The 11,911-nt window shown below is 38.4% G+C and carries 9 protein-coding genes; all 9 read left to right on the top strand.

The features are described from left to right. The first annotated feature begins 56 nt into the window (after positions 1 to 56). The 9 genes from MKX55_RS21785 (at position 57) to MKX55_RS21745 (ending at position 11,906) form a co-directional block, all read left to right on the top strand. On the top strand, positions 57 to 677 hold the full coding sequence (locus MKX55_RS21785; protein WP_339234917.1) for a DUF624 domain-containing protein: 621 nt from the start codon (positions 57 to 59) through the stop codon (positions 675 to 677). A 302-nt stretch (positions 678 to 979) separates the two neighbouring features. Then, positions 980 to 1,870, top strand: a complete 891-nt coding sequence (locus MKX55_RS21780; RefSeq protein WP_339238596.1) for an ABC transporter permease subunit — start codon at positions 980 to 982, stop codon at positions 1,868 to 1,870. Positions 1,871 to 1,885: 15 nt separating this feature from the next. Continuing rightward, positions 1,886 to 2,776, top strand: a complete 891-nt coding sequence (locus MKX55_RS21775; protein WP_256705281.1) for a carbohydrate ABC transporter permease — start codon at positions 1,886 to 1,888, stop codon at positions 2,774 to 2,776. 23 nt (positions 2,777 to 2,799) lie between these two features. Then, positions 2,800 to 4,422, top strand: coding sequence for an extracellular solute-binding protein (locus MKX55_RS21770; RefSeq protein ID WP_339234914.1), 1,623 nt, complete (start codon positions 2,800 to 2,802; stop codon positions 4,420 to 4,422). Between the two features lie 380 nt (positions 4,423 to 4,802). After that, a complete protein-coding gene (locus MKX55_RS21765) occupies positions 4,803 to 5,792 on the top strand; it encodes a LacI family DNA-binding transcriptional regulator (RefSeq protein ID WP_339234911.1) in 990 nt (329 codons plus the stop codon). Between the two features lie 109 nt (positions 5,793 to 5,901). Further along, on the top strand, positions 5,902 to 6,753 hold the full coding sequence (locus MKX55_RS21760) for an ROK family protein (protein WP_339234909.1): 852 nt from the start codon (positions 5,902 to 5,904) through the stop codon (positions 6,751 to 6,753). 253 nt (positions 6,754 to 7,006) lie between these two features. After that, positions 7,007 to 8,431 carry a glycoside hydrolase family 32 protein gene (locus tag MKX55_RS21755; protein WP_339234906.1) on the top strand — a complete coding sequence of 475 codons (1,425 nt, stop codon included), beginning with the start codon at positions 7,007 to 7,009 and terminating at the stop codon, positions 8,429 to 8,431. A gap of 64 nt (positions 8,432 to 8,495) precedes the next feature. Next, positions 8,496 to 9,743, top strand: coding sequence for an oligosaccharide MFS transporter (locus MKX55_RS21750; RefSeq protein ID WP_339180763.1), 1,248 nt, complete (start codon positions 8,496 to 8,498; stop codon positions 9,741 to 9,743). Positions 9,744 to 9,998: 255 nt separating this feature from the next. Then, a complete protein-coding gene (locus MKX55_RS21745; protein WP_339234904.1) occupies positions 9,999 to 11,906 on the top strand; it encodes a beta-N-acetylhexosaminidase in 1,908 nt (635 codons plus the stop codon). Positions 11,907 to 11,911 lie beyond the last annotated feature (5 nt).

Genomic DNA, 11,911 nt, shown 5'->3' with positions numbered 1-11,911 from the left:
TGATGAATTGGGGCTTTACTGACTGTTAATCTGTGATAAAGAAGGAGCGAGGCAATGTGATTGAAAAAAGATGGTATATGCGAGTGGGGACTCTTGGTTTTAATTTAATTTATTTAAATCTATTATGGGTCGTGTTTACACTATTAGGCGGTATTGTCTTTGGTATCTTTCCGGCAACAGCAGCTCTATTCGCTGTGATAAGGAAAATGATTTTGGAAGACGAAGATACAGCAGTATTATCAGAGTTCATTACACATTTTAAAGCTTCATTTAAGACATCGAACCTACTCGGATATGCAGGTTCGTTTATCGGTTTATTCCTAGTAATGGATTTTCGTATTGTTCAAAGTATTAGCCATGAGAGCGTGCAAGTAGTGCTATTTAATCTTATTCTTGTCATTGGAATACTTTATCTGGTTGTCATGCTTTATATCTTTCCGGTATATGTTCATTTTGATTTGAAATGGAATGAGTATTGCCGATATGCTTGTATATTGACAATTGCCCGTCCTTTGCAAACGATTATGTTAATAGCTTTTGTTGCAGCGGTTGTTTATCTATATATGCTTGTTCCGGCATTAGTTTTTGTACTTGGCGTCAGCTTTATGAGTTTTGTAATAATGAAGATCGCTTCATTATCATTTCCTAAGAAACAGGTTTTATATGAATCCACTTAATTAGATAAGCCTGCGGATGTGAAAGATTTCCTTTTACTTCGCAGGTTTTTTGTGTTTGTCAGACAGTGTAATTATACTTTCCTTTTTTACATGATATTTTCAAAAACGAAATCAAGAACCGAAGATTTTATAATCCATCGTCCTAAAATATTGAAATAAAACGCATACAAACTTTGATATATTAAGATTACGAAAATGTTACAGCAAAGCGAAGAGCTTTAAGCAAAGGAGGGTTTCAAGTGGCAACATCAAAGTCAGATACATTCCCTGTTGACACGCCGCCAAAAAAGAAAAAGGGGGCGATAGCATATATCCGGAAGAATTATATTCTTTACTTATTCTTATTACCGGCTATTGTATTAGTTTTTATTTTTAATTATATCCCAATGTATGGGGTGACCATTGCTTTTAAAGACTTCAGTCCTTTAAGAGGGATATGGGAAAGTGAATGGGTAGGATTGGAACATTTTCGAAATTTTTTAGAATCCCCTAATTTTCACCAAATATTTATGAATACAATTAAATTAAGTGCCTTTGAACTATTAATAGGGTTTCCAGTTCCGATTATACTGGCGTTGATGCTTAACCAATTAAGGCGGGCACGAGTTAAAAAGAATATCCAATTAATTATTTATGCCCCACATTTTATATCGGTCGTTGTTATTGCTGGTATGGTTTTTATTTTCTTATCTCCAGCGGGGCCATTAAATACTGTACTTAGCTCAATAATGGATCAACGTATTTCATTTATGTCTGAACCAGAATATTTTCGAACAATTTTCATTGCCTCAGGAATTTGGCAGGGAGCAGGGTTTGCTTCGATTATTTATGTGGCAGCACTTTCCAATGTTAACCCAGAACTACATGATGCAGCAACGATTGATGGGGCATCTTTATTGCAGAGAATCCGTCATATTGACTTACAGGCATTGAAACCAACAATGACCGTATTGTTTATTTTGGCAGTTGGGGGAATTATGTCAATCGGTTTTGAAAAGGCTTACTTGCTTCAAACTTCAATGAACTTACCAGCTTCAGAGATTATTGATACATTTGTCTACAAGCGGGGGTTACAAGCAGCAGATTGGTCTTTTGGAGCAGCGGTTGGATTATTTAATTCCATTATAAGTTTAATCTTATTGATTACGGTAAACTTTATCGTGAAAAAACTTAATGGAGAAACATTGTATTAGAGAGGAGGCAGTTTCATGGATAATAAATTAATTAATAATTCCAAGTCTGATAGATTTATCTTATTTATTAACAAAGTTTTGTTGAGCCTTATTGTACTAATCGTAACTGTCCCTCTTCTGTATGTGTTGTTGGGTTCCTTCCTGCAGCCGGATGTATTGTTAACTCGAGGAATTTCTTTTGATCCAAATCATTGGACGATAGATGGGTATGTTCGTATCTTTCAAGATGGAACAATTATGAGAGGCTTTCTAAATTCTATTCTATATGCAACTGGATTTACATTGGTATCCGTCGTATTCACAATTATGGCTGGTTACTCCCTCTCTGTGGATGAGTTAGTTGGTAAAAAGATAATTATGATCTTTTTCATTATTACCATGTTTTTTAATGGTGGTATGGTCCCTACGTATTTATTAGTGAGAGAATTAGGCATGCTTAATACTCCTTGGGCAATTATTTTGCCAGGTGCGATTACGGTTTGGAATATTATTCTAGCGAGAACATATTTTAAAGGGTTGCCAAAAGGGTTAATGGAGGCAGCGAGGATAGACGGTGCTTCAGATACAAGAATATTTTTAAGTATTATTCTACCATTGTCAAAACCGATTATCTTTGTATTAGCTTTATACTCTTTTATTGGTCAATGGAATGCCTATTTTGATGCAATGATCTATTTGGAAGATAGAAGTCTGTATCCATTACAGTTAATTTTGCGTGATATTTTAATCCAAAGTGAAGTGGAACCAGGTATGATTGGAGATCAAATGGCAAGAGCAGAATTGCAGCGTTTGGCAGAAATGATTAAATACTCAGCAATTATTATAGCAAGTCTGCCGTTAATGATTATGTACCCATTTTTCCAAAAGTACTTTGAAAAAGGCGTTATGGTTGGATCATTAAAATAATATATAAAGTGAGGGTTAAAAGTATGAGAGGATTATATCATTATTTAGCGGCAGGCATAATTGTTAGTTTGCTAATCATGGCAGGATGCAGCAGCGGTAATCAAGCATCATCAGAGGATTATGAATTAAGTGACATCACCTTTCCGTTAGAGGAGGACGATATCAGCTTAAAATTTATTACGGAAAGTTCGCCAATGGCTCCTGAAGATCCTAATGATAAGTTGATTTTACAACGTTTAGAGAAAGCGTCCGGAGTTCATGTTGAGTGGAAGAATTTTACCGGTGAATCCTTTGCAGAACAGCGTAATCTGGCAGTTGCAAGCGGTGACTTGCCAGATGCAATTATGAATACGGGTTATAGTGATTATGAATTATTGGATTTGGCTGCTGATGAAGCGATTATTCCAGTAGAAGATTTAATCGATCAATATATGCCTAATTTACAGGCTGTGTTAGAGGAAGCGCCGGAATATCGTGCTATGATGACTGCGCCAGATGGTCATATCTATGCCTTCCCTTGGATTGAGGAATTAGGTTCTGGTAAAGAAAGTATTCATTCCTTAGACGCTACAGGATGGATTAATGTGAAATGGTTAGATGAGTTAGGTTTGGAGATGCCTTCCACAACTGAAGAGTTAAAAGAAGCATTAATTGCCTTCAAGGAAAATGATATGGCGGGAGACGGTCAAACGATTCCGTTATCGTTTATAATTAGTCATGGTGGAGAAGATGTCTCCTTCTTATTCTCACCATTTGGTGAAGGAGAAAACTGGGATCATACCGTAGTAACCAATGAGGATGAGGTCCTTTTCACCTCTGCACAAGAAGGATATAAAGATGCTATTAACTATTTAAATGAATTATATGAATTAGACTTAATTGATATAGAAGCTTTTGAGCAAGAGTGGAATACGTATTTGGCAAAAGGACAAGAAGGGCGTTATGGCTTATACTTTACATGGGATATGGCAAATATCTCTGGCACGGAAGATTATGAAATGCTTCCTCCATTAGAAGGACCGGATGGACGTACGCACGTTGCACGTTCCAATGGAATGGGCTTTGATCGTTCGCGTATGGTTATTACATCCGCCAACCAGAATTTGGAACTAACCGCTAAGTGGATTGATCAGCTATATGATCCGATTCAATCCGTACAAAATAACTGGGGAACTTTTGGCGATGAAGAGAAGCAGAATATCTTTGAATATGATGAAAATGAGGATATGTTGAGACACTTGCCATTAGAAGGTACAGCACCAGTGGAATTACGTGAGGAAACATCTATTGGGGGACCGTTAGCGGTTCTGGACAGCTACTATGACGATGTAACCACTATGCCAGACGATGCCGCGTGGCGATTAGATCAGTTGCATGAAACATTAGTGCCTTATATGAATAATGATAGTATCTATCCGAATGTATTTATGTCTTTGGAAGAGTTAAACCAACTTTCTGATATAGAAGCAGATTTATTCCCATATGTAGAGCGTAAAAAGGCGGAGTGGATTACCAATGGTAGGGCAGATGAAGAATGGGACGATTATCTTGAAGAACTAAATCGTTTAGGTTATCAGGAATGGTTGGAAATTAAGCAAGGTGCTTATGATCGAAATGCCGAAGTAGAGGAGGAAGTTGTAGAATAATTCAGATTTGATTGATGAGGACAGAGTAAGGAATTTTATGAAATATTTTTTTAAAAAGGTAATAAAGAAATGGAATGAAACTGTTAGGCGGAAAGGTATCAAGAATGAGAAAAAGGTTATTTTCCTAGATAGACTGGAGGATAGCCTTTTTGATTTTAAAATTATGTAGTCGATTAAAAAGGAGTAAGAAAATAAATTATAGAGGAAGTTTAGGTTGCAATTACTCTCCCATTAAAATCGTTACTAGTTGAATGAATTAGGATATTAATGTACGTTATCTAGGGAAAGTAAATGGAGCATACTGTTCTTTACTTAACTAAAGAAAGCCTATATGCTTAAGAATAGATAACGAAAGTGGGTTTAAAAGGAGAAGATTTTATATGAAACCTAAAATCCAGGATGTCGCGAAGGTTGCTGGTGTATCTTCGACAACGGTTTCTCGGGTATTGAATGACAGAGGGTATATTAGCAGCGAAACGAAAGAAAAAGTATTTGCAGCGATGAAGGAAATTAACTATGTACCCAATGATCTGGCACGTTCTTTATATAATAAGCGTAGTTACTTAATTGGGGTGATTGTACCTTCCACCAGTCATCCTTTTTTTGGAGAATTGGTTGCACATATTGAAAACATTTGTAATGAAAAAGGTTATAAAGTGTTACTCTGTAACAGTCTTCATGAAGCAGACAAAGAAAAAAAATATTGGGAAATGCTACGCCGTAATCAAGTGGATGGAGTCATAGTTGTCACGTATAATCGTGGGTTAGTTGATAAAAATCAGCAATTTCCTGCGGTGGCAATTGACCATTATTTATCAGAGAATATTCATGTTGTCAGCTCCGATAACTTTCAAGGCGGAGAAATGGCTACCAAAGAGTTGATAGAAGCTGGCTGCAAAAATATCATTCATATTAATGGGGATGCTACTTTGGAAACACCGGCAAATAATAGACAATATGCTTATGAAAAAGTAATGAAAGAAGCCGGCAGAACACCAGAAACTTACCACGTTCCGGATGTCGCCTTTTTGGAAAGCAATATTGATATTATCAAGAAGCTTTTCAGGGAGCATCCCGAGGTAGATGGAGTTTTCGCAAGTGATGATTTACTGGCTATTCGTACATTGCAGTATGCAGAGAGCTTAGGTTACTGTGTGCCAGAGGATTTAAAAATTATTGGTTATGATGGAACCGATTTTATGCGTTCTATTTATCCTAACCTTACTACAATTATCCAGCCAACTTATCAAATTGCTGAGAATGCCGTAGAAACATTAATTCAAGAAATTGATGGAAATCCACAAGAGACTAAAGAAAAAACATTGCCAGTCTCGCTTTGGAAGGGAAAAACAAAAAGACGTACAACTTAAAGTTATATTGTTTATCCCCCTCTAAAAAATAGGTGAAATAGCGCCTCGTTGAAAAAAATCTGCTATAATAATCAAACAATAAGAGAGATAGATAAGGAGTGTTTTCAAAATGATAGGAGCAATTGAAGCAGGCGGAACAAAGTTTGTATGTGCAGTAGGAAATTCGGATGGAACTATTTTAGATCGAACTGCTTTTCCGACCACAACACCTGAAGAAACGTTAGCGAAAGTGGAAGAATTCTTTTCAAAACACAACATTGAAAAACTAGGGGTAGGAGCTTTCGGACCAATCAATTTGCGCGCAGGCAGTGAGAATTATGGTGCAATTGAAAATACACCTAAGATTCCATGGCGCTATTATCCGCTTATGGAAGAGCTTGAAAAACGTTTTAATATCCCTGTAGCCATCAATACAGATGTTGTTGTCGCAAGTATGGGAGAGTATGAATACGGTATTGGAAAAGATGCTTCCAGCTGTCTTTACATAACAGTAGGTACAGGTATTGGGGCAGGACTTGTTCTGGACGGGAAGCCGTTTCAAGGGAAAAACCATTCGGAGATGGGCCATGTGTTATTAAAAAAACATCCGGAAGATGATTTTGAAGGAGCATGTCCAAGTCACGGGACGTGCTTAGAGGGATTAGCTGCTGGGTCGGCAATTGAAGCACGTTACGGTCGCAAGGGAGCAGAGTTAGCTGATGAGGATCATGTTTGGGAAGTAGAAGCATATTATCTTGCACAGGCAATATTGGATTATTTTGTTATCCTTTCTCCAGAAAAAATTATTCTTGGCGGAGGAGTAATGAAGCAGGAAAAGCTCTATCCAATGATTCGTAAAAAATTTATGGAATTGTTGAATGGCTATATAGAAGTGGAAAATGTAGACGAATTGATTGTAGCTCCAGGATTAGATGATGATCAAGGGATAAAGGGCTGTATTGCTTTAGCGATAAAAGAATAGATATTAGCAGAGATGAATCAAAGGCTGGTTGAGCTTTCTGATTCGTCTCTTTTTTTTATGTATGAAGAAAGAATATGAAAAAAATAGAATTAGCAATAGGCTAAGGAAGTGTTATCAAAATAAATTATAAAAATTTATGTCAACCGGTTGACATATTTCTGAAAATATAAGATGATAGTACCTAAGAAATAACTGACACCGTTTTCAATGATTTTCATAAGCATTAATTAAATTTATAGAGAGGGAGATTTACATGCTATATCAAGAAAAACATCGTCCGCAATTACACTTCACACCAAAGGAAAATTGGATGAATGACCCGAATGGGCTTGTTTATTACGAAGGAGAATATCATTTATTTTATCAGTACAATCCACTTGCTAGTAAACACGCAAATATGAACTGGGGTCATGCAACAAGCACAGATTTGTATCACTGGGAAGAACATGGAGTTGCGATAGCTCCAGATGAATTGGGAACCATTTTCTCTGGATCTGCAGTAGTTGATAAAAATAATACCAGTGGCTTATTTGAAAGCGATTCCGGCGGGCTAGTTGCCATTTTCACTCATGATGGTGCAAGCCAGCAGCAAAGTATCGCTTACAGCGAGGACAAGGGAAGAACATGGATTAAGTATGAAGGAAATCCAGTGATTCCGAATACAAAAATAAAAGATTTCCGTGACCCGAAGGTTTCCTGGCATGAGGACAGTGAGCAATGGGTAATGGTATTAGCTTGTGGAGATCATATGCAATTTTATGGCTCCCCCAATTTAATTGATTGGACTTATCTATCCTCATTTGGGAAAGAATACCCTTCCCATGATGGCGTTTGGGAATGCCCGGATCTGCTTTATTTACCAGTTGAGAATAGTTCCAAAAAAGAGTGGGTCCTGATTGTAAGCATCAATCCAGGCGGACCTAACGGGGGATCCGCAGTTTATTATTTTACAGGCAGTTTTGACGGGAAAGTGTTTCACCCGAATGAAAAGCCGGATGATGCACTAAAATGGGCTGATGCCGGAAAAGACTTTTATGCAGCTGTCACCTGGGATAATACAGAGGATACGTACTGGATAGGCTGGATGAACAATTGGCTGTATGCTGGCGTTTCACCGGTGTCCCCTTGGCTCAGTGCAATGAGTCTGCCACGGAAGCTTTCCTTATTTGAAAAGGATGGCAGTCTTTTATTAAAACAAGAACCGATTATTGAAGACAACCGTAAGGAAGCAATTTCTTATAAGGATATAACTATTCAGCCTGATAAGGAAGAAAGCTACGAAATTAGTGATACTGCTCAAGTAGATTTACAAATTTCAAAAGGATCAAACAGTACACAGTGGGGCGTTAGATTTGTTACAGATCAGGATGAAGCATTCCGGTTAGAAATGGACCATGAAGAAGATATCTATACGTTCTACCGTACGGAAGGGCTGGTTGATTTTTCGGAAGATTTCCCGGATGAAATAAAGGGGAGTCTGAATGGAATGGATGCTCAGAATCTGAAGGTAATTATTGATAAATCTTCTATAGAAATCTTTTTAAATGATGGTTTAACTGTATCAACAAACTTGATTTATCCAGAAGGAACAGTAACAAAGCTGGAAATTTCTACAGTAAATGAAGCACTGCAATTAGACTCTGTTACACAGACAAAGCTGCATTCTATTTGGAAATAAACCTAAATGAATGGAGGAGTAAGAAAAACTCTTCCTTGCTTTACAAAGAAAGGATTTAATAAATATGGATTTTTTAAAAAATAGTAAATATTGGTTCTCCTCTGGCTATCTCTTTTTCTTCTTTATCACATGGTCTATCTGGTGGTCATTTTACGCGATTTGGCTGAATAACAGTCTTGGACTAACAGGAGCGCAAGTCGGAACAATCTATTCATTTAACTCTTTCTTTTCTTTATTCTTCATGATTCTTTATGGATATATGCAGGATAAATTGGGGACGAAGAAAAATCTTGTCTGGATACAGAGTGTGGTACTTGTTCTTATTGCACCATTTGTTATTTATGTCTATGAGCCATTACTTTTAAATAATTTTTACTTAGGAGCGGCTTTGGGTGCTATCTATTTAGGCGCAGGGTTTATAGCAGGCGCAGGATTTTTGGAATCCTTTACAGAAAAACTCAGCCGTAAATATGATTTTGAATTTGGTAAAGCACGGATGTGGGGTTCATTAGGCTATGCTGTTTCTGCTATTGGTGCGGGAGCATTAATGAGTATTAATCCGCATATTAATTTCTGGATTGCATCCGGAACAGGAATTATCTTTCTTTTGATTAATGTATTTTTTAAAGTGGAGGTAACGAAAACAGAAGAAAAAAGTGTCTCCAATATATCAATGAAAGATATTCGCTTTTTAGTTTCAAATAAAGTATTTTGGTTTTTAATTATTTATCTGTTTGGAACCGTATGTATTTATACGGTATATGATCAGCAGCTTTTCCCAGTTTACTTTGTAAGCCTATTCTCCGGGGCAGGTACGGACGGGAACACCGTTTACGGAATTCTGAACTCTATACAAGTATTTGTCGAAGCGATTTTCTTATTCCTGGCACCATTTATTGTGAACAAAGTCGGAATTAAGCGCTCGCTTGTATTGGCAGGAAGTATCATGGCTTTTCGTATCATTGGTTCCGCCATGGTAACAGGCGGATTTGGTATTTCATTCATGAAAATGCTTCACGCAGTGGAATTACCGATTTTATTGATTGCGGTATTTAAATATATTGCTGCGAACTTCGATGTGCGGCTGTCTGCAACCGTTTATCTCATCGGCTTTAAGGTTTCCAGTGAAATCGGGGTTATTATTTTCTCTGCATTAGTCGGCTGGATTTATGATTTGACCAACTATGAAACGACCTTCTATATTTTAGGGTCCATTGTTGTACTATTTGTTATCTTCTCGATTTTTGCGTTGAATAACAATGATAAAGAACAGAAATTAGATGAGCATGAATTTGCGATGGCAAAGGATTAAATAAAAAAGCAATGAGCTGTGTTGAAATACATACAGTTCATTGCTTTTTATGATGCCGTAAAAAATAGATAAGAAAAATGTTGTTGAAAAAGAAGGAGTTTCCAAAAAAAAGTCGAAATTAACTACTTGAAAGGGTTTTCAAAACAATAAATTAGAATCCTGCTGTTCTCTTTAAAAGAGATTTTTTTATCAAATAATACATTATAACGTTATGATTTAAAGGGAAACAGCATAGATATGAAGGGGTGATGATAAATGGAAATTTCAATTAAAGGGGATGCAGTGAGCTTACACGCAGGAATCGTAGAATTGCAGGAGGCCTATGCATTCCGTCTTGCAGAACAGGGCGGCATTGTACTGACCGGAAAGCAGGATGAGCGTATCAAGGGGCTAATAATAGCTTTTGATGAAGGGGGAGGCACGGTTATCTACCAAGAGCCATGCCATTTTTTCAGAGCGCTTGGCTTGATTTTAGAACAGTGGAATAAGGGAAATAAACAAATCCATATTCAAGAGACGATGCAATTCTCCAGTGTAGGGCCTATGTTTGATTTATCGCGTAATATGACGATGAAGCTGTCTACGCTAAAGGACTTCATCCGGAAATTAGCGGTGATGGGACATAATACGGCAATGCTGTACATGGAGGACACGTATGAAGTAGACGGAGAGCCTTATTTTGGTTATATGCGCGGGCGTTATAGTGAACAAGAGCTGCGGGAACTGGATAATTATGCAAATCTATTTGGTATCGAGCTGATTCCTTGTATCCAGACGTTGGCGCATTTAGAGGAATTTCTGAAATGGGATGCGGCTTATACCTATAAGGATACGCGGGGTGCGCTGTTATTAGAGAGTAATGCTACGTATGATTTGCTGGACCGGATGATTGCTTCTGCAACCAGCCCCTTCCGGAGCAATCGCATTCATATTGGTATGGACGAAGCGGAAGAGGTGGGACGAGGCAGATATTTAAATATCCATGGTTTCAAGGATCGTTTTGAACTGATGAAAGCGCATCTGGATAAAATCGTGGAAATAACGGATAAGTATCAGCTGCGTGTGGTGATGTGGAGCGATATGTTTTTAAAGCTGGCTTCCGAAACGGGGGAAAGCTATGACAAAACCACAGATTTACCGGAGTATATCGTGAACCAGCTGCCAGATAACGTGCAGTATATGTATTGGCAGTATGCTCAAGCAGATAGGGAGCATTATCAGCGGATGCTGCAGCAATTAAAACGGTTTGGCAGTACGCCGGCATTTGCAGGGGGAATGTGGGTGTGGAATACCTTTGCCCCGAACTATCAAATCTCTCTGACTGCCAGTGAGCCGGCACTTGCTGTCTGCAAGGAGGAAGGTGTAGGCGATGTATTTGTAACGCTTTGGGGAGATGATGGCTATGAGAGCAATGTGTACCATGCACTTTATGGACTGCAATTCTATGCTGAGCATGCGTATCATACCGAAATCGATATAACCCGTGTGAAGGAACGTACGTTATTTTGTACAGGCATGGATCCAGAAGCGCTTTTGGCCTTGAATAAAATGGATCAGCCGCCAGGGGTAGACGAAGGGAACACCTTACAGACGAACCCTTCTAAATTCCTGCTATGGCAGGATGTGCTGCTGGGATTATTTGATAAACATGTCGAAAAAAATCCTGTCGGAAATTTCTATAAGAAGCTGGCGGAGGAAATCCAGCAGTATAACCAGCAGGCGCCCGAGCGCTTTTTTGATGTGCCGGAGAAGCTGTGTTGGGTCTTAGCAAAAAAAGGGGATATCGGTGTCGAACTGAAAGCAGCTTATGATGCAGGGAATCAGGAAGAGCTGCAGGAAATTGCCCGGCAGGTTATCCCGGAAGTGACAGGGCGTGTGAAGGAATTGCATGCTGCGCATCGGAGGCAGTGGCTGTCCTTGAATAAACCTTTTGGGTGGGAAGTAATAGATATTCGTTATGGAGGATTATTACAGCGTTTAGATACTGCCCGCTTACGAATCGAGGAGTATGTAAGAGGAGATTTAGAGGCAATTGATGAATTGGAGCAGAAGCGGTTATATTTCTCTCCAAATGTGGAGGAGTCCAGCGGTTTGGGCTGGTGCAGCTATTATTATCGGATGGCTTCCCCTAACGTATTCTTTCATGTATTGCCGATTTATTAAGGAGG

The sequence above is a fragment of the Oceanobacillus sp. FSL W7-1281 genome (assembly GCF_037969835.1).
Classification (GTDB): domain Bacteria; phylum Bacillota; class Bacilli; order Bacillales; family Amphibacillaceae; genus Oceanobacillus; species Oceanobacillus oncorhynchi.
The sequence above is the reverse complement of the archived record's forward strand: the minus strand, read 5'-3'. Positions and strand labels throughout refer to the sequence as shown.